Genomic DNA, 21,600 nt, shown 5'->3' on the forward strand with positions numbered 1-21,600 from the left:
ATGGAAACGCGCGCCAATCATCTGCTGATCGGCAGCTTCATGCTGGTCTTCCTGGTGGCCATCGTGGCTTTCACGCTGTGGCTGGCCAAAAGCCGCACCGATCGCGACATCGCCCGCTACAACATCTATTTCACCGGGTCTGTGGCGGGACTGGGCGTGGGCGGCGATGTGCGCTTCAACGGCATCAAGGTTGGCAATGTCACCCAGATCGTGATCGACCGCGACGATACCAGTCGCGTGCTGGTGATCGTGGAGATCGGCGCCGACACGCCGGTGCGCCGGGATTCGGAAGCCACGTTGCAGCTGCAGGGCATCACCGGCGTTTCCTATGTGCAGATTTCGCCGGGCAGCCGGGGCGCAGAAATCCTGCCGGTGGTGAGCAGCAGCGATCAGAAGGAATATCCGATCATCCGCTCGAAATCCTCGGCCATCGAGGCGCTGGTGGAAGCCGCACCCGAATTGTTCAACCGCGCGGCCCAGGTGCTGAGCGACGAGAATCTGAAGAACCTGAGCGGCATGATCGCCGACATGAAGACGGTCACCGGCCAGCTGGCTGCGAAGCAGGAGAGCATCGGCCGCGCCATCGACAGCTTCGAGCGCACCGGCAGCGATATCGCGAAAATGGCCGCGGCGGCGGGCGAGATCGCGGGCAAGCTGGACAACCTGCTGACCGAGGCCGAGCGCACCTTCAAGCAGAGCAACAAGCTGCTGGATGGCGATGTGGCCGCCACCTTGCAGGATGCGCGCGTCACGCTGGCGCAGCTACGCGCCATCGCCGAGGAAAACCGCGCGCCGATCAACGCCATCACCACCGATGGCTTCGGCGAGTTCCGCCGCTTCATCGCCGAAGCGCGCAATCTGGTGACCAGCCTGTCGCGCGTGGCGCAGCGGCTGGAAGACGATCCGAGCGCTGTGCTGTTCGGCAATCGCGATGCCGAATACCGGACCGAAGGGGGAGGAGCCCGCCGATGAGCGCCATGATGATGACGCGCCGTGGATTGATGCTGGCCGGTGCGGCTTTGCCGTTGTCCGCCTGTGGCGGCCTGCTGCCGCAGACGCCGCCGTCCAATCTCTACACGCTGTCGCCCAAGACCACCTTCCGCAACGATCTGCCGAAGGTGGATTATCAGCTGGTGGTGGAAGAGCCCTATGCGGCGGGCGGGCTGGATACGCATCGCATCGCCATCTACACCACGCCCTATGAGGTGAAGTATTACGCCGAGGTGCGCTGGGCCGAGCGGGTGCCACGCATGGTGCAGACCTTGCTGGTCGAGAGCTTCGAGAATACCGGCAAGATTGTCTCGGTCGGCCGCCAGTCGGTGGGCCTGCGCTCGGATTTCAACCTGAAGAGCGAGCTGCGCGAATTCCAGGCCGAGCTGAAGGACGGCGGCAGCGTGCCCGAGGTGCTGGTGGCGCTGAATGCCAAGCTGGTGAGCCAGACCAAGCAGCAGATCGTGGCCTCGATGAACTTCTCACGCCGCACCAAGGCGAAGGGCGCGGCCCTGCCTCAGGTGATCGAGGCGTTTGACGAAGCGCTGGGTGCGGTGCTGCGCGAGACCGTCCAGTGGTCGATGGGCAACATGCGCAAGGATATGCTCTGAGGTTTAGAGCCCGCTGCGCAGTTCCACGATCGGCTTGGACATCACCGCTTCGGTGTCCCAGGGGAACAGGATCCAGGTATCCTGGCTCACTTCGGTGATGTAGCTGTCGACCATCGGCCGGCCGGAAGGTTTCGCGTAGATGGTGGCGAAATGCGCCTTCGGCAGCAGCTGACGCACGGCCTTGGCCGTCACACCGGTATCGACCAGGTCGTCGACAATCAGCCAGCCTTCGCCCTGATCGGGCAGGGCGGCCGTGGCCTCTTTCAGGATGTTGACCTTGTTGCCGCGCTCCAGCTCGTTATAGGTCGAGCAGGAGATGGTCTCGATCACGCGCACGTTCAGTTCGCGCGCCACGATGGCCGCCGGCACCAAGCCACCGCGCGTGATGGCGACGATACCCTTGTACTTGCCGCCATTGGCCTGCGCCGCATCGAGCAGGCGCCAGGCCAGCGCCTTGCAGTGGCGATGCAACTCTTCCCAGGAGACGGGGAAGAATTTGGTGTAGCCGTGGGTCTCGGTCATGCTTATTCCCCCGCTGCCGTCGTGGCTTTGCGATAGGCTTCCATGGGATTACGGACCATGTCCGGGATCTCCACGGATTTCAGGATTTTCTCATCGACGATGCAGGAGACATGCGTGGCGGTGAAGCAGACCTCGCCGGCCGTGTTGCGCCCCTTGATGTCGAAAGTGATGGTGGAGCGGCTGATCTTCTCGATGCGCAACTCGACCGTGAAGGGATCGCCGCCTTTCAGCGCGCGCTGGAAATCCAGCCGGGTGCTGACCGTTGGCGCGCCAAGGCCGAATTCCTTGTGCAGGCGCAGGAACCAGACGCCCACCACCTCGCGCCAGAAGGCCTCCAGCGTCTCCATCACGTAATCCAGAAACTGCGTGGTGTAGACCATGCCGGCCGGATCGCATTCGCCCCATTGCACGATGCGCGGGACGGAGAAGGGGCGGTCAGGCGTATACGTCTTTGAATCGCTCATGGGCGGGGATGATACGGAGGCCGTCGGGCAAAAAAAAGGGCGTCCGGACCTGAATCCGGACGCCCTTGTCTGGGAGGGAACCGTTTTACGGGCGGACGTATTCGAAATCGACCGCCTGGTTGTTGATGCCGCGCGCCGGCGGGGCGATCCAGCCGGCATATTTGCCGATCTCGGTCACCGGCTTCATCAGGCTGATGACATAGAGGCGGTCGTCCTCGGTGGGCAGCCAGCTGTGATGCCTGGAGTCCCAGTCGGCCTGGCTGATGATCTTGCCCTGCGGGTCGACGCGCATCTCGGAAAACTGGCCGATCTGGCGGTGGAAGGCGCGGTGCGGAATCTTCAGCTCGAAGTCGATGCCGTGGCGCTTGATCACCTGGTTCCAGCGCATCACGCCACGGGCGCAGTCGGCCACATAGTCGTCGCGCAGGCGTTCGTTCAGCGAGATCAGGGCGGCTTCTTCCTTCTCGCGGAAACCGTCGCCGTGAGGCTCAAGAACTTTGTACGCCGCGTCGGTCAGCTTGTGGTCGTCGTCGATGCGGGTCTCATCAAAACGACCCTTGATGCCCATGGTGTAGTAGTTGGCGGCGTTGGTCGAGATTTCCGAGCCGAACAGATCGACGGAGACCGAGAAGTGGAAGTTCAGATACTTCTGCAGCGTCGGCAGGTCAATCACGCCATGCTTGCGCACGTCGTCGGTCTTGAAGTCGCGCATGACCTCGCAGGTGCGCTGGATCACGCGGCTGATGCCGGTCTCGCCCACGAACATGTGGTGGGCTTCCTCGGTCAGCATGAAGCGGCAGGTGCGCGACAGCGGGTCGAAGCCGCTCTCGGCCAGCGAGGCGAGCTGGAACTTGCCGTCGCGATCGGTGAAGAAGGTGAACATGAAGAAGCTGAGCCAGTCCGGGGTTGCCTCGTTGAAGGCGCCGAGGATGCGCGGCTTGTCTTCATCGCCCGAGCGGCGCTGCAGCAGCGCTTCGGCTTCTTCGCGGCCGTCGCGGCCGAAATAGGCATCGAGCAGGTAGACCATGGCCCAGAGATGGCGGCCTTCCTCCACGTTGACCTGGAAGAGGTTGCGCATGTCGTAGAGCGAGGGGCAGGTCTGGCCCAGCAGGCGCTGCTGTTCCACCGAGGCCGGCTCGGTGTCGCCCTGGGTGACGATCAGGCGGCGCAGTACGCCGCGATATTCGCCGGGCACTTCCTGCCAGGCATCTTCGCCCTTGTGGTCGCCGAAGTTGATCTTGCGGCCGGCTTCCGGCTCGGCCAGGAAAATGCCCCAGCGGTAATCCGGCATCTTCACATAACCGAACTGCGCCCACCCTTGAGCGTCCACGCTGGTGGCGGTGCGCAGATAGGCTTCACGCGCCTGGAAGCCGGCGGGGCCCATATCGCCCCACCAGTCGAGGAATTTCGGCTGCCATTCTTCCAGCGCGCGCTGCAGGCGGCGATTGTCCGACAGATTGACGTTGTTCGGGATCAATGAGCTGTAGTCGATAGCCATGATCGTTCTCCCTTAGACGCGTTTGCGGTCGTAGGCGGCGCGCTGGCCGGTGCCGTACTGCTTGAGCGCGCCCTGTTCGCCGACGGCGTTGGGACGCTGGAAAATCCAGTTCTGCCAGGCGGTGAGGCGACCGAAAATCTTGGTCTCCATCGTTTCCGGGCCGCCGAAGCGCAAGGAGGCTTCCATGCCGGTGAGGGCATCGGGCGAGAAGGCGGCGCGTTCCTCGATGGCGATGCGCACTTCGTCTTCCCAGTCGATGTCGTCGGGCGTGAAGGTGACGAGGCCGGCCTCGTCAGACGCTTCGGCATCTAGGTCCTGGCCGATCAGCTTTTTGATGCTATCGACGCGCGAGAGGTCGTCCAGGTTGCGGCTGGCGATGCGACTGAGGCCGTTGCCCATCGGATAGGCGCCGAAGTTCAGCTCGGTGAGGCGCAGCGTGGCCGGCGGACGGTTGTCGCCTTCCATCTGGCCATCCAGCATGTAGGCGCGGTCAGACGCCACAACGAATTCCAGTAAGGTGCCGGTGAAGCAGGAGCCGGGCTCGATCAGCGCGAAGGTCGAGCGCGAAGAGACATCGACGCGCTTGAACACGCGCTTGAGGAACAGGCGGATTTCGCGGACCAGCCAGTTGCTCTTATAGGTTTCGAGCGCGGCATCGTAAGCCGCGACCAGATCGGCATCGCCCTGGCTGCGGAACACCCACATGCCGGTGGTCTCTTCGTTGGTGCGCAGATGCAGGATCAGGTCGTCCATCTCGCGGGCAAAGGCCAGCGGCCAGAAGTTGACGCCCTGGGCCTGGATGGCGTCGATGGAGGCGGGGACGGCATCCTTGGGGCCATGCACGGTGATCTCGGCGATGCCCTTGGCGCGGTCGATCTTGGCCTCGACATGGCTGTAGCGGATGGTGTCGCCGTCGATCTTGCGGTCCAGCTTGGACAGCGCGATGCCTTTGGCGTTCGTTGGGCGGTCGGATTTCTCGCCCAGGCTGACAGCGCGTTCGCGCATCGCTTCGGCCAGCTTGGTGCGCGGCACGACCTCGTCGACCAGACGCCAGTCGACGGCGCGCTTGCCCTTGATGCCTTCCTCGATGGTGCAGAAGAAATCGGCGCGGTCACGGCGCACCATGCGCTTGTCGACCAGGCGGGTGAGGCCGCCGGTGCCCGGCAGCACGGCCAGCAGCGGCACTTCCGGCAGCGAGACGGAGGTGTTGCCGTCATCGGCCATCAGGATGTAGTCGGCAGCCAGCGCCAGTTCGTAGCCGCCGCCGGCGCAGGGGCCATTCACGGCGGCGATATAGGTCTGCTGCGACTCAGCGGTGGCGTCTTCGATACCGTTGCGGGTCTCGTTGGTGAATTTGCAGAAGTTGACCTTCCAGCCATGGGCCGACTGGTTGAGCATGCGGATATTGGCGCCGGCGCAGAAGATGCGCTCCTTGCCCGAGGTGAGGATCACCGACTTGATTTCGGGATGCTCGAAGCGCAGGCGCTGCACGGCATCATGCAGCTCGATATCGACGCCGAGATCGTAGGAATTGAGCTTGAGTTCGTAGCCGGGGCGGAGGCCGCCATCTTCGCGCACGTCCATCGCCAGGGTGGCGACGGGGCCATCGAAGGTCAGCTTCCAGTGTTTGTACTGGGCCGGCTCGGTGCGGAAATCCACCAAGAAAGACTTTTCCTGGGCATGGGTGCCGTTGAGTTGTTCGGCCATTGGGGCAATCCTCCCTGAACTGTTTCTGCATTATAATGCACAATTAGGAGGTCGCAAGAACTATCTTGCAGTTATTCGCCTGCTACTCGGCGGCCTCCCGGGCCAGCCAAGCGGGATGCGCCTTCAAAGCGGCCCCCAACTCGGCTGCAGCAGATTCCACCGATTTGCCGGCGGTATCGAAGGCCATGTCGGCCCGGGCATAGAGCGCCTCGCGCTGGGTGAGGATGCGCTTGAGGTCGGCCATGGCTTCCGACTGGCCGGTGATCGGCCGCATGTCGCCCTGGGCCACGACGCGGCCCATATGTTCTTCGGGCGCGGCCTTGAGCCAGATGGTGAAGCAATAAGTCAGCAGATGGGCGTAGGTGCCGGGCTCGGACGGCAGGCTGCCGCCGGTGGCGATCACCTTGGGGCCGGGATCGGCGGTGACGCGTTCCAGTGCGCGGCGTTCGAAGCGGCGATAGGCCGACTGGCCATAGAGATCGAAAATCTCGTTCAACGACAGCCCGGCTTCGGCCTCGATTTCCTTGGCCATCTCGACAAACTGGAGCCCGAAGGCCGCCGCGAGTTGTTTGCCCAGCGTGGTCTTGCCGGCACCGCGCAGGCCGGTGAGCGCGATATGCCGCTTCACGCCGGGCGCCACGCCGAAGCGGTCGCGCACAAAGCTCTGCAGTTCCTGCAGTTGTTCGGGCGAGAGGTCTTCGATCTGGCGCAGTAGCAGCGCTTGGTCGACGCCGATCTGCGCGCGGTCGCCAAGGAAGTCGGTGATCGGCAGGTCCATGGCGCGCGCGATCTGGCGCAGCAGCAGAATGGAGATATTGCCGGCGCCACCTTCAAGCTGCGCGAGATAGCGTTCGGAAACGCCAGAGTCTTTCGCCAGGATCTTGCGACTCATGCCGCGGCGGGCGCGGGCATTGCGGACGCGTTCGCCCACCACCTGCAGGAAGGCCGTGTCTTCAGGGGCGGTTTTGTCCCGGGTCTCGCTCATGTGATGCACTATAGTGCAAATTATACTGGAGCGCCAGTATATGATGCGTTATAGTTCGGGCTCGATAGCAGTCTGAGGAAAGGTCAGTCCATGCAGGTTTCCATTCTGGTCGGCACCATGACCGGCACCGCCGAGATCGTGGCCGGCGACGTGAAGAAGACGCTGGAGGGCAAGGGCCACAGCGTCGACATCCTGCTGATGGACAACCTGAAGGCCGGCACGTTCGAGCGTCCGGGCGCCTTCCTGATCGTCACCTCGACCTACGGGCAGGGCGACGTGCCCGACAATGCCCGCGATTTCCTGTCCGACCTGCTGGCGGTGCGGCCCGACCTGACCGGCAAGTATGTCGGCATCATCGGCCTGGGCGACACGACCTATCAGGACACCTTCAATCACGGCGGCAAGCAGTTCGAGGATGCGCTGCGCAGCCTCAATGCATCCGTTGTCGGCGAGCGCATGCAGCATAACGCCTCGGGCGGTTCGCTGCCGGAAGAAGACGGCATCGCCTGGGCTGTGGAATGGGCCGAGCAGGTCGCGCCTCTGGCCAAGGCCGCATAACAGTCCGCAGACATAGCGGGCGGCAAACAGACAAAGATATTTCCCCGGGAGGAAATCATGCCGCGCTTTCTGGAGTTGCCGCGCCGGTATAACGCGGCGACGCATTTCGTCGATCGTCATATCGCCGAAGGCCGCGGGGCGAAGACCGCCTTCATCGACGACAAGGGCAGCTACACTTACGCCGATCTCGCCGCGCGGGTGAATCGCGCCGGCAACCTGCTGAAGGCGCAGGGCGTGAAGCCCGAGCAGCGCGTGCTGATCGCGCTGCTGGACGGCATCGATTTCCCGGCGATTTTTTTCGGCGCGATGAAGATCGGCGCTGTGCCGGTGCCGGTGAACACGCTGCTCACCACGCCCGACTATGATTTCATGCTGCGTGACAGCCGTGCCGTGGTGCTGGCCGTCTCCGATGCGCTGATGGAACGCTTCCGTCCGATCATCTCGGACCAGCCCTATCTGGAAAAGGTGTTGATCTCGGGGCAGGTGCCGCCGACAGTGACGCCACTGGCCAAACTGTTGGATGAACAGTCCGATCAGCTTGAGGCGGCCGCCACCACACCGGACGATATTGGCTTCTGGCTTTATTCCTCGGGCTCGACCGGTTCGCCCAAGGGCACTGTCCATCTGCATGGCGATCTGGTGCACACGGCCGTGCTCTATGCGCAGGACGTGCTGGGCATCCAGGACAACGATGTCGTCTTCTCGGCGGCCAAGCTGTTCTTCGCCTATGGCATGGGCAACGCCATGACCTTCCCGCTGCATGTGGGCGCGACCGGCGTGCTGATGGCCGAACGGCCGACGCCGGCCGCGGTGATGAAGCGGCTGAAGGATCATCAAGTCACCATCTTCTACGGCGTGCCGACACTCTACGGCGGCATCCTCGCCGACCAGAGCATCACCAGGGACAGCGGTTCGGCGAAGCTGCGGCGCTGTGTCTCGGCGGGCGAGGCCCTGCCTGAGGATATCGGCAAGCGCTGGGAGAAGCTGTTCGGCGTCGAGATTCTGGATGGTATCGGCTCGACCGAGATGCTGCACATCTTCCTGTCCAACCGGCCGGGCGAAGTGCGCTACGGCACGACGGGCAAGGCCGTGCCGGGCTACGACCTGCGCGTGGTGGACGAGAACGGCAAGGATGTGGCGCCGGGCGAGATCGGTGAATTGCTGGTCAGCGGCCCGTCCTGCGCGGTGGCCTACTGGAACAACCGTGCGAAAAGCCTGAACACCTTCCACGGTCCGTGGACGCGCACCGGCGACAAGTACATCTGCGACAAGGATGGCTACTATACATACGGCGGTCGCTCCGACGACATGCTGAAGGTCAGCGGCATCTGGGTCTCGCCGTTCGAGGTCGAGTCCGCGCTGCTGGCGCATGCCAAGGTGCTGGAAGCCGCCGTCGTCGCCCATGCCGATACCGACGAACTGATCAAGCCCAAGGCCTATGTGGTGCTGAAGGCGGAGTTCACGGCGGAAGAGGCGCTGGTGGGCGAGTTGCAGATGTTCGTGAAGGATCGTCTCGCGCCGTACAAATATCCGCGCTGGATCGAATTCGTGCCCGAACTGCCCAAGACTGCCACCGGCAAGATCCAGCGCTTCAAGCTGCGGGCCTGAAGATGAGCGGCCTGCAGTCCGTTCAGATTTCGGCCGGCCGCATCGAGTATCGCTGGATCGGACATCGTGGCAGCGTCTTGCACGATGCAGCGCTGCCGGTGCTGGTCTTCCTGCATGAAGGTCTGGGCTCTGTCGCGCTGTGGAAGGATTTCCCCGACAGCGTTGCCGCGGCGACCGGCCTGCCGGCGCTGGTCTACAGCCGCATCGGCTATGGCGGCTCCGATCCTTGCACGCTGCCGCGACCGCTGACCTACATGCATCATGAAGGCGAGGCGGTGCTGCCCGCGCTGCTGTCCGCGCTCGGCATCCAGCGCCATATCCTGGTCGGCCATTCCGATGGTGCGTCGATTGCGCTGATCTATGCCGGCTCTGGTGAGCGCAACGGCCTGCTCGGCGTCACCGCGATGGCGCCGCATGTTTTCTGTGAAGAGGTTTCCGTCACCTCGATCCGCGCTGCCGGCAAGGCCTATGCCGAGGGCGACCTGCGTCAGCGGCTGGCGAAGTATCACGGCGAGAATGTCGATTGCGCGTTTCGCGGCTGGTGCGATGCCTGGCTCGATCCGGATTTCATGCGCTGGAATATCGAAGGCTATGTCGATCGCATCGCCGTACCGGTGCAAGTGATCCAGGGCGTGGATGACGAATACGGCACGGCCGCGCAGGTCGAGAGCATCAAGGCGAGAGCCAGAAATGGGCAGGGGGCCGAGACGCTGATGCTGCCAGCCTGCGGCCACTCCCCCCAGCGCGACCAGCCCGACTCGAGTTTACGGGCGATCGACCGATTCTGCCGGCGCCTTGTCGCTGCGGAATAGCCCTTCTGGCTGAGTCCGCATCGGCTTTCGCGACGTCAGGATGTACCGTCAGCCTGCGTGTATAGCCGGACACATTTACGTGAAATAAGGTTACGCGAGAGCAAATACTCTCTAAACAGAGGGCATGGTCGAGACCGCTACCACCTCTGCAGCCAAGCCACAGCCGGATCGGATTCTGGTGGTCGATGACCATCGTGACTTCGGCGAGTTTGTTCAGCGCGTTGCCGAAAAAGCCGGATTTGTCGCCACCGTGGTTCAGAGCGGTGAGGCGTTCAAGGCGGCGTATCCCGATGTCATGCCGGCGATCATCTGCCTCGACATCGTGATGCCGAATGAAGACGGCATCGAGCTGATCGTCTGGCTGGCCGAACAGCGCAGCCGCGCCGCCATCTTCATCATCACCGGCCATAATCCGAATTTCGCCCGCGCCGCCGTCGAGATCGGCCGCACCAAGGGGCTGAACATCGCCGGCGTGCTGCAGAAGCCGGTGTCGCTCACCACGCTGCGCGATATCCTGTCGGCCACCCGCAACAGCACGAATGCCATTGCGGCGGATTAAGGCGGCGATCAAGCCTGCTGATTTTTGAGCGCGGCTTCGATCTTGACGAGCAGGCGCACCAGATCCACCGGTTTGGTGTCGTAATCGATGCAGCCGGCTTCCATGCTGCGTTCGCGATCGGTCGCCAGTGCATGGGCGGTGAGCGCGATGACCGGCGTCGCGGCGGTTTCGGGCAGCGCCTTCAGGCGGCGCGTGGTTTCCAGGCCATCGATGCCTTCGCCCAGGCCGATATCCATCAGCACCAGATCGGGCTTTTCGCGCGGCGCGACTTCCAGCGCGATCTCACCGGTCTCGGCGTAGCAGAGATCAAAGCCGCGCTTGGCCAGCCGCCGGCCCAGCATGTCGCGGTTGAGCGCATTATCCTCGACGATCAGCAGCTTGGTCATGGCGCCGTGCCCTCGATCCTCGCAGGAAGCGCGATGGTGAAGGTCGAGCCCTGACCGGGCACGGATGTCAGGGTGATGTCGCCGCCCAGCAGACGGATCAGCCGGCGGCTGAGCGCCAGGCCGAGGCCGGTGCCGCCATGATGGCGCGCCGTGTTGCTGTCGCCGCGATGGAAGTCTTCGAAGATGTCGGTCTGGAATTCCGGCGCCACGCCGATGCCGGTATCGCTGACCGCGATCTCGACCCAGTCGGTGCCGTTACGCTGGAAGGAGCGGGTGTCGAGCGACACCTTGCCATCGCGGGTGAACTTGGCCGCATTGCCCAGCAGGTTGATGATGGCCTGCCGCAGCTTGGTGACATCGGTATCCAGCTGGGTGATTTCGCTGCGGTTGTTCAGGGTGAAGCTGTTGTTGTTGGCATCCAGCAGGCGGCGGCAGACCGCCATGGAATCATCGAGCAGGTCCTTGAACTGCGTACGCTCGACGGCGATTTCCATCTTGCCGGCCTCGATCTTGGACAGGTCGAGGATGTCGTTGATCAGCGCCAGGATGTGCTTGCCGGCAGTGTTGATCTTTTCCAGATCGCCGACCTCGGTATCGTTGATGGCGTCCTGCTCGCGGGCTTCTTCCAGCAGGATTTCGCTGTAGCCGATCACGGCATTCAGCGGTGTGCGCAGTTCGTGGCTCATGCTGGCGAGGAAGTCGGTCTTGGCGTTGCTGGCGCGCACAGCGTGGTCGCGGGCTTCCTCCAGCTCGACGGTGCGCTCGGCCACCATGCTTTCCAGCCGCTCGTTCAGCACGCGCAGGCGGATCGCCTCGGCCTGGGCGCGGTTGGCCATGTTCTCGTCGAACATGGCGGCCAGCAGGCCGAGGAAGAGGATGACGAAGGACGCGGCGGCGATGGTGATGGCCAGGAATTCCGGCGACATGCCTTCGGGCTGAACCAGCGAGCCATGCGTGGGCAGGAAGCTGGCAGCCGCCATGCCGGTGTAATGCATGCCGGCGACGGCGACGGTCATCAGGGTTGCGGCGACCAGCTTGAAGGTCAGCGATTTCGACTGGTTGGACAGCCACAGCGCGGCTGTCGCGGCGGCGATGCCGATGAAGATCGAGAGGATGACCAGCGGCAGATTCCACTGCAGCATCGCGCCCATCTCCATCGCCGCCATGCCGGTGTAATGCATGGCGCTGACGCCAAGGCCGGTGATGACGCCGGCGAGCAGCAGGCCGGAGAGGCGGTTGTTGCGGAAGGCGACGAGCGCCATGCCGAAGCCGACCACGGCGATGGCGACCAGCATGGAGAGCAGCGTCAGGCCACTGCGGTAATGCATCGGCATGCCGACATCGAGGGCGAGCATGGCGATGAAATGCATGGCCCAGATGCCGCCGCCCAGCGCGATGGCGGCGCTGGCGAGCCAGCCATACCGGCTTATGCCCTGCGTGGCGCGCATGCGGTCGGCCAGGGTCAGCGCGGTGAAGCTGGCAAAGAAGATTGTGGCCAGACTGAGCAGCACCAGTTCGAGCTGGTAGGACTCGGTCAGTCTGTTGGAGAGATATGGCAGGTCGACGACGGGCATGCGGAGGGAAATCCAAGACGACGAGAGGGCTGAATACAGCAAGTTGCGGTCCCGTCGAATGGTTTTTTCGGTAACCTGCCTGTGAAAGGTAGGGGCGGCAGGCGTCCGGCGGACGGGGATGTCACAATCAGTTTATAGGAATTTTATGCAGTCTTGCGGGGCTTTGGGGTGGGTGATAGGTTGCGGCTGCTAGTCATTCTCATATTCACAAAAGCTGCCGTCAGGAGCGCACCATGCTCACCATTCTCCGCCAAATCACCCTGTCCCGCCGCGCCACCCTGCTGGGCGCGCTGGGCGCCGTCGCAGCCACCGCGGTTGGCACCGGTCTGCCGGTTTCGGCCCAGGCCCAGGACAAGGTGCTCAACCTTTATTCCTCGCGCCATTACGACACCGACGAGGCCCTGTACGAGAATTTCACCAAGGCCACCGGCATCAAGATCAACCGCCTGGAAGCCGGTGAGGACCAGCTGCTGCAGCGCATGAAGGCCGAAGGCGACAAGAGCCCGGCCGACGTGCTGATCACCGTCGATGCCGGCCGCCTCTGGCGCGCTCAGGAAAACGGCCTGCTGCAGCCGATCAAGAATGCCGCGCTGGAAAAGGCCATCCCGGCCCATCTGCGCGAGCCCGATGGCCACTGGTTCGGCTTCTCCAAGCGCGCCCGCATCTTCGTGGTCAACAAGGACAAGGTGAAGTCGGGCGAACTGACCCGCTATGAGGACCTGGCCGATCCGAAGTGGAAGGGCCGCCTGCTGATCCGTTCCTCCACCAACGTCTACAACCAGTCGCTGACCGGTTCGATGATCGCCACGCTGGGCGAGACGGGTACGGAAGCCTGGGCCAAGCAGGTGGTGCAGAACTTCGCCCGCGCCCCGAAGGGCGGCGACACCGACCAGATCAAGGCGGTGGCGGCGGGCGAGGGCGATGTGGCGCTCTCCAACACCTATTACTTCGCGCGCCTGCTGAACTCGTCCAAGGCCGAGGATCGCGCCGTGGTGGCCAACCTGGCGGTGGTCTTCCCCAACCAAGGCGATCGCGGCACCCATATCAACATCAGCGGCGCCGGCGTGGCCAAGTATGCCCCGAACAAGGCGAATGCCATCAAGTTCCTGGAATACCTCGCCTCGGCGCAGGCGCAGGGCTACTTCGCCAAGGGCAACTACGAATTCCCGGTGATCGCCAATGTGGCCCTGCATCCGGTGATCCAGTCCTGGGCCGAGTTCAAGGAAGACCAGATCAATGCCGCTGTGTTCGGCCGCAACAACGAAGCCGCGCTGAAGCTGATGGATCGTGCGGGCTGGAAATAAGCCGGACCACGGTCACGAAACATGAAGGGCGGGGGAAACCCCGCCCTTTTTCGTGGCTCCGACTGGGTTAGAATGGCGTCATGTCTCGAACAGGATGCAGACCATGACCCATGCAGGCAACCGGACCTTGATCATGCTGGCGGCGATGCTGGCCTTCTCCTTTGGCGGCGGCATGATCGGCGGCTATTTCGGCAGCATGCAGGTGATGCGCGGCCAGATGGCGGAGAATGCGCGGGTGCAGGAAAACCTCGACCGCGTCTCGGTGGCGACGGTGAATGCCATCGCCTCGCTGGCGACGGATACAGAAATCGTCGCGGCCGACCTTGTCGAGATCAACAACCGCCTCGACGCGCTGGAGGTCAAGGCCAGCGACATGGGTCGCAGCATGGCGGCGCGGCGTTAAACGTCAGTCGCGGGCTTCCAGTTTGCGCAGCGCCGCGCCGACCATGGCATTGCGCTGGTCCAGCTTGCGCAGGTTGGCCAGCAGCACGGTGCGCAGCGAGTCCGGATTGCTGACTTCCATCGGCGTCCAGAAGCGGCGGCTGGAGCGGAAGAAGCCGACTTCGTCCAGGAATGACACACCGAAGTAATAGGCCTCCGACGCGCTGTCATAGGGCGTCTCGTCGAAGGTGCCGTCGGCATGGATTGAGACGTTCAGCGAGCGCGCCACCATGATGGTCAGTTCGGCTGCCGAGCGCGCCTTCTGCTCGACCGTCATATGCGGCCAGGCGCGGCGCAGCAGGCGCGCCACGTCATAGGCATGGTGGTTGTTCTGCGTGCCCTGGTCGCGCCAGCCGTAGGGGTAGCGCGTCGTGCGAATGGCGAACAGCGTATCGGCGAGTTCCTTCATATGCGGCGGATCGTTGGGACGATAGCTGATCGCATGGAAGGTGATGCTGAGGTCGTTGGTCTTGCGCAGCTCGCCATCGACCATGTACCAGGCGCCCCAGAAGCCGGTCTCCGGATTCTGCGCCGTCTTGTCGAGGAAGGCTTGCAGCGTGGCTGCCAATGCAGCGGCTGGTATGTCTTTTGGAAGCTGCGCCGCCAGTTCCGGAATGAACAGCAGCTGCGCCAGACCGGTGATGGTGAGATTCAGTTCCTTACGCTGGTCGACGCCGTTCTTCGGAACATCGGAGACCAGCAGGCCTTCCAGCTTGGTGCGCAACTTGTCCGGCGTATCCACCGGCCCCATGAAGCCGAGCGGATATTGCGGCGTCTTGCCGGCAGCGACGAGTTCCTTCAGCGGATCGACGCTGGCATGCATGCGCAGATACCAGGCCTTGAAGCAGCCGCCCCATGAACCATCCTGCGCCGACTGCTGGAAGGCATGATCCTGCACTGGCGCATCAATGCTGGCGCGCAGATCGTCCAGACGCGCGCGCACGGCGGCATTGGCGTTGGTGTAATTGATCAGGTCGCGCGTCTCGGTCAGGATCTGCGTCGAGCAGAGCGGCTCGCGGCCTTCATGGCTCTGCGCGATGATCGCATCGCGCAGCTCGCGGAATTCAGGTCCATAGCGACCATTCATCTCGCGCTTGAATGGCGAGGTCGGGATGTAATTGGGAATGTAGCGGTAGTGGATCGGCGTCGGCCGGCTGACCAGCGGCTCCTGCGGCGCACGCCAGTCTGGCTGCACCACGGTGACAATCGCGCCGCCAAGCAGCACCGCACTGCCGATGATGCCGATGAAGGCGAGGCGCTTTTTCAACGCGTCCGCCTGTCGCCGGCCATGGCGGCCTCAGGCATGCTGCGCCAGCACCAGAAGGCAGGGCACCGGCTGGCCCATTTCTTCGCGGCCATGCGTCTCTTCGAAGCGCAAAATCTGGTAGCCCGCCTGTTCCAGTGCGCGGCGCACATAGGCGGCGTCATGCTGGTAACGGCCGGTGGCGCCGAGGCGATAGCCGCTGGCCGGCATATCGCCGCCCTTGGCTTCTTCCACCGTGAAGGCCAGCAGCGACTGCGGCGTGCTGCGGGCGGCGATGCCACGGAAGCTGTCGTCCAGCGCGCCGAAATAGCAGAAGACGTCGGCGGCAACCGTCACGTCGTAGCTGTCCTTCGTGTTATCGAGGAAAGCGCCGAGTTCGGCTTCGTGCAGAGAATCGTAAAGTCGACGGTCGCGTGCCTTGGCCAGCATGCCGCCGCTGAGATCGACGCCGACTAGCGTCGCGGAAACCGGCCGGAGGAATGGCGCGCAGAGGCCGGTGCCACAGCCTGCATCCAGCACGGACAGGTTAGTGCGGTTGCCCAGTGCATCGGTGACGGCGCCGCAGAGCAGTTCCGGCACGCGGTAGCCCAGCCTACCCAGCGTGCTTTCGAAATCCGCCGAGAAGCGATCGAAGGTCTCGCGCACATAGTCGTCGCCGGCGCGGGTCGGGATGTTGCCGCCCAGAACCGCCGACGCCATATGCTGTGCGACCGAATGTTCGGGGAACTGCTTCTTCCAGGCTTCGGCCATGGCATGCGCCTTGGCGGTCGTCCCTTCGCGCACCATGCCGTAGAGCATCTCGCCCATATGGTAATGCAGCATGGTATCCTGCGGTGCGACGGCCAGCGCGCGAGCGGTGACGTCGGCGCCTTCGGCATAAGCGCCGAGATGATAGAGCGACAGCGACAGGTTGCGCAGCGCATGGATATGGTTCGGCGCGGTCTTCAGCGCCTGCAGGCATTCCTCGGACGACGCGGCATAATTTTTCAGCGCAGCGTAATGCGCGCCCAGATTGGCACGGTAGTCGGGATTGTCGGGCTGCAGCGCGATTGCCTGTTTGTAGGCCGTTTCGGCATCGGCATTGCGGCCGGCTTCGCGATGGGCGTTGCCGAGGCTGAAATAGACCTGCGCGTAGTTCGGCTGCAGGGCGATGGCCTTGTTGTAATGCGTGATGGCGGCGTCGATGTCGCCGCCTTGCTTCAGGGCGATGCCCAGATTGAATTGCAGCAGCGCGCTGCCCGGCACCTTGGCCAGGCCATCGCGATAGGTCTGCAGGGCCTGGCTCAGGCGCTCGTTGCGCAGATAGGCATTGCCCAGATGCACATAGCCATCCTCGATCTGCGGCGCCAGGCCGATGACGCGCTTGAAGGCCTGGGCGGCGGGCTTGAAGTTGCCACGTGCGACCTGGATCTGGCCCAGACGGAACCAGGCCTCGGCATGGTTGGGCGTCAGGCGCAGCTGCGTTTCCAGGATATGCTGCGCGGCATCCAGGTTGCCCTGATTGGCGAGCGAGACGGCGGCCTTGATCGGGTCGGTGCCACCAACCTGCTGCATGAGCGCATCACTGACTGAATTGGTCATCCTGGAATCCTGCTTCTTTACTCACCGGCCATTTTACTCACCAGGACGGGAACGCGCCACGGCTGCATGCAGCCAGATTACGGGAATGAGGCTGACCGCTACAATGATCAGGGCCCCGGTCGAGGCCTCGCCCAGCCGTTCATCGCTGGCCAACTGGTAGACCCGGACGGCCAAGGTATCGAAATCGAAGGGCCGCACGATCAGGGTGGCCGGCAATTCCTTCAGGACATCCACGAAAATCAACATGGCGGCGGTCATCAGGCTGCCGCGCAGCAGGGGTGCATGGATACGCCGCACGACGCCGAGCGGCGACTGGCCCAGCACCCGGGCAGCCTGATCGAGACTCGGCCGGATACGGTGCAGTCCGCCATCCACGGTGTTGAAGGCGACGGCCAGGAAGCGGACCAGGTAGGCGTATAGCAGCGCGACCAGCGTGCCGGTCAGCAGCAGGCCGGGTCCTTTGCCGAACAGGGCCTGGGACCAGCTGTTGATGTAATGATCGAAGGCGGCGAGCGGCAGCAGGATGCCGATGGCGATCACCGAGCCGGGCACGGCATAGCCCATGGTGGCGAGTTGGATCAGCCAAGACATGGCGCGGCGCGGCGCCAGCCGCTGCGCGTAGGCGAGGCTGAGCGCCACCAGGATCAGCACGATGGCGGCCAGTCCGGCCAGCACAAAGCTGTTGACGGTAAAACCGGCCAGGCGGCCGATGCCGTGTTGGTCGCCTTCGGCCAGCGCCAGATGCAGCAGCCAGCCGCCTGGCAGCAGGAAGCCGATGGCGATCGGCGTCAGGCAGGCGAGGATGGCGAGGGCTGCACGCGGCGGCGACAATGGCCGCAGCGGCAGCGGCCGCGTGCGGGCGGAAGTATGGTGGAAGCGCTTGGCGTTGCGGCCGGCGCGCTCGATCATCACCACGACCAGCACGAAGATCAGCAGGATGCCGGCAAGCTGGGCTGCGGCCGTCACATCGCCCATGCCGAACCAGGTGCGATAGATCGCGGTGGTGAAGGTGGGGACGCCGAGCCAGCTTACCGCGCCGAATTCCGCCAGCGTCTCCATCATCACCAGCGCCGCGCCGCCGGCGATCATCGGCCGCGCCAGCGGCAGCGCGATGCGGAAGAAACGCTGCCACGGACCCAGGCCGAGCGTGCGGCCGACTTCCAGCACGCAGACCGACTGGTCGATGAAGGCGGCGCGCGCCAGCATGAAGACGTATGGATAGAAAGAGAAGATGAAGAGCGCGATGGCGCCCTGCAGCGACAGGAAGTCGGGGAACCAGTAATCGCCGCGGTGCCAGCCGAACAGGTTGCGCAGGCCGGTCTGCACCGGGCCGGCGAACTGCAGCAGGTCGCTGTAGACGAAGGCGCTGACATAGGCGGGCATGGCCAGCGGCAGGAACAGCGCCCAGGACAGCCAGCGCCGGCCGGGGAATTCGGTCATCGTCACCAGCCAGGCGCAGCCGGTGCCGATCACAATGCTGCCCGCACCGGTGCCGATGATCAGGAACAGGGTATTGCGCAGCATCTCGGGCAGCACGGTGGAGACCAGATGACGCCAGATCTCGGTGGCCGGCTGGGCGAGGTTGAGCAGAATGGCCAGAATCGGCGCCGCGATCACGATGGCGACCAGGCCGGCAAAGAGCATCCAGCCGCGACCATGCCTGCTCCGGGGCCGGCTGTGCAGACGGGCAGCGGGAGCGGTCGGGGGCGGAGGGGAAAGGGTGGCGTCGGTCACGGCCCCTGCTTAAGCCATTTGCAAGCTGTTCGCAAATATTGGCCGGCTTTCAAGCCGGCCGGACCTGATGGCCGTCACGACTTTGAAGGCCGTGATATCATTGTACGATTGCCGCTCAGGCGGGGCTTAATTATGCTGGTGCCGGCAGGAGGACAGGCGATGGCGGAGGGGACGCGGTTCGTCCGCAATGGCCAGACCAAACCGACGGATGCGCAACTGCGCTATCTGAGGCGCGGCCTGCGTCAGGCCGGCGGCAAACTGCCGCTGTTCGACGAGCATGGCCAGCAGATCAGCGTCCACACCATCCAGTCCTGCATCAGCGCCGGCTGGGCCGAACCCTGGTTCGAAAACCCCATCAAACCCGATTGGCTGGTCTGCAAGCTGACCCCCATCGGACGTGCCCTCTTCGACATCCGCGGACATTGAATGACCCGTTGCAGTTCTTTCCGGCGAGCCCCTCTGCTGGCGCTCCCTCTCTTTGCTTTTGCGCTGACACAGGGCGGCGTCGTTTCGGCCCGGCCGAGCGACCAGTATTCCGCGCCGGTCACCCGGCCGGCGACACCAGCCACCACGCTGCCCGATCTGCTGAAGCGGGCCGAGGCGGGTGAGGCGCAGGCGCAGTTCGAAGCTGGCCTGGCCTATCAGTTCAGCATCGGCACGCGGCGCGACGATGCAGCGGCGCGGCAATGGTTCAAGCGGGCTGCCGATCAGGGCCATGCGCGCGCGCTGAACAGCCTGGGCTACATGCTGCTGGTCGGGCAGGGTGGTCCGGTCGATCTGCCGGAGGCAGAACGCGTGCTGCGCGCCGCCGGCGAGCGCGGCGAGGCCGCGGCCTGGGCCAATCTGGCCGAAGCGATCCTGATCAATCGTCCGGCGCAGGCGACTGACGCCATCGCCATGATGGAAAAGGCCGTTGCCGACGGCGCGATGAATGCGCGCTATCGGCTTGGGCGTCTTCTCTTTGAAGGCAGGGTCGTGCCCGTCGACGAGACGCGTGGCCGTGCCCTGCTGCAGCAGGCCGCCGATGCGGGCAGTCCCTATGCCCAGGCCTTTCTCGCGGCGCTGGTTGTGGAAGAGAAAGGCGGCGCCTTGACGCCGGCGCAGGGACTGGCGCTGGCGCAAGCAGCAGCGCAGGGCGATTTCGCCGAAGGCATCAACGAACTGGGGCGCTATCATCTGAGCGGCACGGCGACGCCGCGCGATCCGAAACGCGCCGCAGCACTGTTTGCGCGCGCCGGCGACGGTGGCGATCCGAATGGCTGGTACAATCTGGCGCTGCTGCATAATGCCGGTGTGCTGGGCAAGAAGGATGAGGCGAGCGCGCGCCGGATGGCCGTGAAGGCCGCCGACCTGGGGCATGTGTCCGGTGCGGAACTCGCCGGGCGCATGCTGTTCAAGGGCGAGGGCGGCGCAAAGGATTCTGCTGCGGCGCAGCCTTATCTGCAGCGGGCAGCCGAGGCAGGGCAGGCCGATGCGCAGAACATGCTGGCGCTCATCCTGTTCAACGGCGAAACCGGCCCGGCCGACCAGGCGGTGGCGATGGACTGGTGGGAGAAGGCCGCGCTGCAGGGGCATGGCGCAGCGGTGAACAATTTCGCCACCTATCTGGCCAGCGGCCGCGGTCGCAAGGCCGATCCGGCGCGTGCGCGGCAGCTCCTGACCGGGCAGGCCGAGCAGGGCTATGGCCCGTCGCAATTCCGGCTGGGGCTCTGGTATGAGCAGGGCTGGCAGGGCACGCCGAAGGATCTGGCGACAGCGGTGCGCTGGTTCAAGCGCGCGGCCGAAAGCAAGCATGGCGCCGGCGCCTTCAAATACGCCAGCTATCTGGAAGCCGGCGAGGGCGTGAAGCCTGACATGAAGGCGGCGCTGCGCTGGTATCGCGCCGGTGCCGAGCGCGGCAATGCCGATGCGCAGTTCCAGGTCGCACGTCTGATGTTCAACGGCGAGGGCGGGACCAAGCCTGATCCCACCGGTGCGCTGCGCTGGCTCGAGCGGTCGGCGAAGCAGGGCAACCCCGAAGCGCTGTTCGTTCTGGGCGACATGACCTTCCGCGGCGAGGGGCGGCCATCCGATCCGCCGCTCGCCTGGGCCTATCTGCGGCTGGCCGAGCAGGCCGGCGTGGCCGAGGCCGGACCCAATCGCCGCCATATCGAAAGCCGGCTGGGTGCCGCCGACCGCGAACAGGCGGTCGCTGCCATCACCCGGCTGTCCGGCAGCATGCGCCGGGAAAGCGAGGACGAGTGACCGCTCTCAGTCTGGCCGCCCTGGCCTGGGTACTGCTGCATGTGATCGTGGCCGGTCCGCTTCGTCCGGGGCTGGTCCGGCGACTGGGCCTGCCGGCCTATCGCGGGGTGTTCTCGCTGTTCAGCGCGCTGTCGCTGGCAGCCCTGATCTGGACCTATAGCCAGGCGCCGTATGTGGAATTCTGGGAGACCACATCCACCCTGGCGCTGGTGCCGCTGCTGACCATGCCGCTGGCCTTCCTCTTCCTGGTCGGCAGCCTGCGCACGAAGAGCCCGACCCTGGCCGGACCCGACATGATCCTGAAGGGGGAGTTCCCGGTGATCGGCTTCAGCAAGATCACCCGCCACCCCATGCTCTGGGGCTTCAGCCTCTGGGCGGCCGGTCACATGGTGGCCAATGGCGACGTCGCCACCTGGCTGCTGGCCGGGGCGATCCTGGTCACCGCCCTGAACGGCATGGTGTCCATCGATCGCAAGCGGGCCGTGGAATTTCCCGATAGGTGGCAACGATTTAAGGACAAAACCTCGATCCTGCCGCTGGGCGCTGTTTTGAGCGGCAAAACCCGGCTCAGGGCTTCGGATGTCGGAATTCTAAATATCATAATAACAACAATTATTTATACGGTATTTATGTACTGGCATGATAATCTGTTCGGCGTTCCGGTTTATCATCCTTGATGTCTGAAAATCACATCAATGACTTCAATAATTAACAACAAAAACAAATATATAAGTATTATATATAATCTTATGAGTGAA

The 21,600-nt window shown here is 64.1% G+C and carries 21 protein-coding genes; 11 read left to right on the forward strand and 10 right to left on the reverse strand.

All coding sequences use genetic code 11. The annotated features are described in order from the left end of the window. Both AC1RRE_RS10650 and AC1RRE_RS10655 read left to right on the forward strand, forming a co-directional pair. Positions 1–972, forward strand: coding sequence for an MlaD family protein (locus AC1RRE_RS10650; RefSeq protein ID WP_492981107.1), 972 nt, complete (start codon positions 1–3; stop codon positions 970–972). After that, on the forward strand, positions 969–1,601 hold the full coding sequence (locus AC1RRE_RS10655) for an ABC-type transport auxiliary lipoprotein family protein (protein ID WP_492981108.1): 633 nt from the start codon (positions 969–971) through the stop codon (positions 1,599–1,601). The genes AC1RRE_RS10650 and AC1RRE_RS10655 overlap by 4 nt, the downstream gene beginning before the upstream one ends. 3 nt (positions 1,602–1,604) lie before the next feature. Here AC1RRE_RS10655 and gpt read toward each other — a convergent pair whose 3' ends face one another. The 5 genes from gpt to AC1RRE_RS10680 all read right to left on the reverse strand — a co-directional run bounded on the left by gpt (position 1,605) and on the right by AC1RRE_RS10680 (position 6,777). Next, positions 1,605–2,123: a xanthine phosphoribosyltransferase gene (gene gpt, locus AC1RRE_RS10660; protein WP_492981109.1), complete on the reverse strand. Its 519-nt coding sequence runs from the start codon at positions 2,121–2,123 to the stop codon at positions 1,605–1,607. A gap of 2 nt (positions 2,124–2,125) precedes the next feature. After that, positions 2,126–2,587 (reverse strand): acyl-CoA thioesterase, encoded by a 462-nt coding sequence (locus tag AC1RRE_RS10665; protein ID WP_492981110.1) that lies wholly within the window; start codon positions 2,585–2,587, stop codon positions 2,126–2,128. Positions 2,588–2,672: 85 nt separating this feature from the next. Beyond that, positions 2,673–4,085, reverse strand: coding sequence for a benzoyl-CoA 2,3-epoxidase subunit BoxB (gene boxB, locus AC1RRE_RS10670; protein ID WP_492981111.1), 1,413 nt, complete (start codon positions 4,083–4,085; stop codon positions 2,673–2,675). A gap of 12 nt (positions 4,086–4,097) precedes the next feature. After that, a complete protein-coding gene (gene boxC / locus AC1RRE_RS10675) occupies positions 4,098–5,792 on the reverse strand; it encodes a 2,3-epoxybenzoyl-CoA dihydrolase (RefSeq protein WP_492981112.1) in 1,695 nt (564 codons plus the stop codon). Between the two features lie 82 nt (positions 5,793–5,874). Further along, positions 5,875–6,777, reverse strand: a complete 903-nt coding sequence (locus AC1RRE_RS10680; RefSeq protein WP_492981113.1) for a helix-turn-helix transcriptional regulator — start codon at positions 6,775–6,777, stop codon at positions 5,875–5,877. A 90-nt stretch (positions 6,778–6,867) separates the two neighbouring features. Here AC1RRE_RS10680 and AC1RRE_RS10685 point away from each other — a divergent pair, with 90 nt between their 5' ends. The 4 genes from AC1RRE_RS10685 to AC1RRE_RS10700 all read left to right on the forward strand — a co-directional run bounded on the left by AC1RRE_RS10685 (position 6,868) and on the right by AC1RRE_RS10700 (position 10,314). Continuing rightward, entirely contained in the window at positions 6,868–7,335 is a 468-nt protein-coding gene (locus tag AC1RRE_RS10685) for a flavodoxin domain-containing protein (RefSeq protein ID WP_492981114.1), read from the forward strand. A 57-nt stretch (positions 7,336–7,392) separates the two neighbouring features. After that, a complete protein-coding gene (locus AC1RRE_RS10690) occupies positions 7,393–8,943 on the forward strand; it encodes a benzoate-CoA ligase family protein (RefSeq protein ID WP_492981115.1) in 1,551 nt (516 codons plus the stop codon). 2 nt (positions 8,944–8,945) lie between these two features. Next, positions 8,946–9,755, forward strand: a complete 810-nt coding sequence (locus tag AC1RRE_RS10695) for an alpha/beta fold hydrolase (protein WP_492981116.1) — start codon at positions 8,946–8,948, stop codon at positions 9,753–9,755. A gap of 124 nt (positions 9,756–9,879) precedes the next feature. Next, positions 9,880–10,314, forward strand: coding sequence for a response regulator (locus AC1RRE_RS10700; RefSeq protein ID WP_492981117.1), 435 nt, complete (start codon positions 9,880–9,882; stop codon positions 10,312–10,314). Between the two features lie 8 nt (positions 10,315–10,322). Here the strand turns inward: AC1RRE_RS10700 and AC1RRE_RS10705 are convergent, their stop codons facing one another. Next, positions 10,323–10,700: a response regulator gene (locus AC1RRE_RS10705; protein WP_492981118.1), complete on the reverse strand. Its 378-nt coding sequence runs from the start codon at positions 10,698–10,700 to the stop codon at positions 10,323–10,325. Next, positions 10,697–12,274 (reverse strand): MHYT domain-containing protein, encoded by a 1,578-nt coding sequence (locus tag AC1RRE_RS10710; RefSeq protein ID WP_492981119.1) that lies wholly within the window; start codon positions 12,272–12,274, stop codon positions 10,697–10,699. Before AC1RRE_RS10710 ends, AC1RRE_RS10705 begins: the two co-directional genes overlap by 4 nt. A 233-nt stretch (positions 12,275–12,507) precedes the next feature. Between AC1RRE_RS10710 and AC1RRE_RS10715 the strand changes: the two genes are divergently transcribed. Continuing rightward, positions 12,508–13,578 (forward strand): Fe(3+) ABC transporter substrate-binding protein, encoded by a 1,071-nt coding sequence (locus AC1RRE_RS10715; RefSeq protein ID WP_492981121.1) that lies wholly within the window; start codon positions 12,508–12,510, stop codon positions 13,576–13,578. 103 nt (positions 13,579–13,681) lie between these two features. After that, positions 13,682–13,981: a hypothetical protein gene (locus tag AC1RRE_RS10720; RefSeq protein WP_492981122.1), complete on the forward strand. Its 300-nt coding sequence runs from the start codon at positions 13,682–13,684 to the stop codon at positions 13,979–13,981. A 3-nt stretch (positions 13,982–13,984) separates the two neighbouring features. Here AC1RRE_RS10720 and AC1RRE_RS10725 read toward each other — a convergent pair whose 3' ends face one another. From AC1RRE_RS10725 to AC1RRE_RS10735, 3 genes are read right to left on the reverse strand one after another with little or no spacing between them, the layout of a single operon-like run. Next, positions 13,985–15,286 carry a hypothetical protein gene (locus tag AC1RRE_RS10725; protein WP_492981123.1) on the reverse strand — a complete coding sequence of 434 codons (1,302 nt, stop codon included), beginning with the start codon at positions 15,284–15,286 and terminating at the stop codon, positions 13,985–13,987. Between the two features lie 30 nt (positions 15,287–15,316). Then, the gene (locus AC1RRE_RS10730) at positions 15,317–16,864 is read right to left on the reverse strand and encodes a tetratricopeptide repeat protein (RefSeq protein ID WP_492981124.1); all 1,548 of its coding nucleotides are present in this window, start codon (positions 16,862–16,864) and stop codon (positions 15,317–15,319) included. 33 nt (positions 16,865–16,897) lie between these two features. Then, on the reverse strand, positions 16,898–18,508 hold the full coding sequence (locus AC1RRE_RS10735; RefSeq protein ID WP_492981125.1) for an ABC transporter permease: 1,611 nt from the start codon (positions 18,506–18,508) through the stop codon (positions 16,898–16,900). Positions 18,509–18,730: 222 nt separating this feature from the next. On the opposite strand from AC1RRE_RS10735, the gene AC1RRE_RS10740 reads away from it, so the two are divergent. From AC1RRE_RS10740 to AC1RRE_RS10750, 3 genes are read left to right on the forward strand one after another with little or no spacing between them, the layout of a single operon-like run. Continuing rightward, positions 18,731–19,024, forward strand: a complete 294-nt coding sequence (locus tag AC1RRE_RS10740; protein ID WP_492981126.1) for a hypothetical protein — start codon at positions 18,731–18,733, stop codon at positions 19,022–19,024. Further along, positions 19,025–20,842, forward strand: a complete 1,818-nt coding sequence (locus AC1RRE_RS10745) for a tetratricopeptide repeat protein (RefSeq protein ID WP_492981127.1) — start codon at positions 19,025–19,027, stop codon at positions 20,840–20,842. Next, positions 20,839–21,519: an NnrU family protein gene (locus AC1RRE_RS10750; protein WP_492981128.1), complete on the forward strand. Its 681-nt coding sequence runs from the start codon at positions 20,839–20,841 to the stop codon at positions 21,517–21,519. The genes AC1RRE_RS10745 and AC1RRE_RS10750 overlap by 4 nt, the downstream gene beginning before the upstream one ends. Positions 21,520–21,600 lie beyond the last annotated feature (81 nt).

Source organism: Ferrovibrio sp. GW821-FHT12D07 (assembly GCF_058807275.1).

What these genes read in the sequence shown, in the direction of transcription:
- AC1RRE_RS10650 (WP_492981107.1), top strand. Translation starts at nt 1, where the DNA reads ATGGAAACGCGCGCCAATCATCTGCTGATCGGCAGCTTCATGCTGGTC.
- AC1RRE_RS10655 (WP_492981108.1), top strand. Translation starts at nt 969, where the DNA reads ATGAGCGCCATGATGATGACGCGCCGTGGATTGATGCTGGCCGGTGCG.
- gpt (WP_492981109.1), bottom strand. Translation starts at nt 2,123, where the DNA reads ATGACCGAGACCCACGGCTACACCAAATTCTTCCCCGTCTCCTGGGAA.
- AC1RRE_RS10665 (WP_492981110.1), bottom strand. Translation starts at nt 2,587, where the DNA reads ATGAGCGATTCAAAGACGTATACGCCTGACCGCCCCTTCTCCGTCCCG.
- boxB (WP_492981111.1), bottom strand. Translation starts at nt 4,085, where the DNA reads ATGGCTATCGACTACAGCTCATTGATCCCGAACAACGTCAATCTGTCG.
- boxC (WP_492981112.1), bottom strand. Translation starts at nt 5,792, where the DNA reads ATGGCCGAACAACTCAACGGCACCCATGCCCAGGAAAAGTCTTTCTTG.
- AC1RRE_RS10680 (WP_492981113.1), bottom strand. Translation starts at nt 6,777, where the DNA reads ATGAGCGAGACCCGGGACAAAACCGCCCCTGAAGACACGGCCTTCCTG.
- AC1RRE_RS10685 (WP_492981114.1), top strand. Translation starts at nt 6,868, where the DNA reads ATGCAGGTTTCCATTCTGGTCGGCACCATGACCGGCACCGCCGAGATC.
- AC1RRE_RS10690 (WP_492981115.1), top strand. Translation starts at nt 7,393, where the DNA reads ATGCCGCGCTTTCTGGAGTTGCCGCGCCGGTATAACGCGGCGACGCAT.
- AC1RRE_RS10695 (WP_492981116.1), top strand. Translation starts at nt 8,946, where the DNA reads ATGAGCGGCCTGCAGTCCGTTCAGATTTCGGCCGGCCGCATCGAGTAT.
- AC1RRE_RS10700 (WP_492981117.1), top strand. Translation starts at nt 9,880, where the DNA reads ATGGTCGAGACCGCTACCACCTCTGCAGCCAAGCCACAGCCGGATCGG.
- AC1RRE_RS10705 (WP_492981118.1), bottom strand. Translation starts at nt 10,700, where the DNA reads ATGACCAAGCTGCTGATCGTCGAGGATAATGCGCTCAACCGCGACATG.
- AC1RRE_RS10710 (WP_492981119.1), bottom strand. Translation starts at nt 12,274, where the DNA reads ATGCCCGTCGTCGACCTGCCATATCTCTCCAACAGACTGACCGAGTCC.
- AC1RRE_RS10715 (WP_492981121.1), top strand. Translation starts at nt 12,508, where the DNA reads ATGCTCACCATTCTCCGCCAAATCACCCTGTCCCGCCGCGCCACCCTG.
- AC1RRE_RS10720 (WP_492981122.1), top strand. Translation starts at nt 13,682, where the DNA reads ATGACCCATGCAGGCAACCGGACCTTGATCATGCTGGCGGCGATGCTG.
- AC1RRE_RS10730 (WP_492981124.1), bottom strand. Translation starts at nt 16,864, where the DNA reads ATGACCAATTCAGTCAGTGATGCGCTCATGCAGCAGGTTGGTGGCACC.
- AC1RRE_RS10735 (WP_492981125.1), bottom strand. Translation starts at nt 18,508, where the DNA reads ATGCTCTTTGCCGGCCTGGTCGCCATCGTGATCGCGGCGCCGATTCTG.
- AC1RRE_RS10740 (WP_492981126.1), top strand. Translation starts at nt 18,731, where the DNA reads ATGCTGGTGCCGGCAGGAGGACAGGCGATGGCGGAGGGGACGCGGTTC.
- AC1RRE_RS10745 (WP_492981127.1), top strand. Translation starts at nt 19,025, where the DNA reads ATGACCCGTTGCAGTTCTTTCCGGCGAGCCCCTCTGCTGGCGCTCCCT.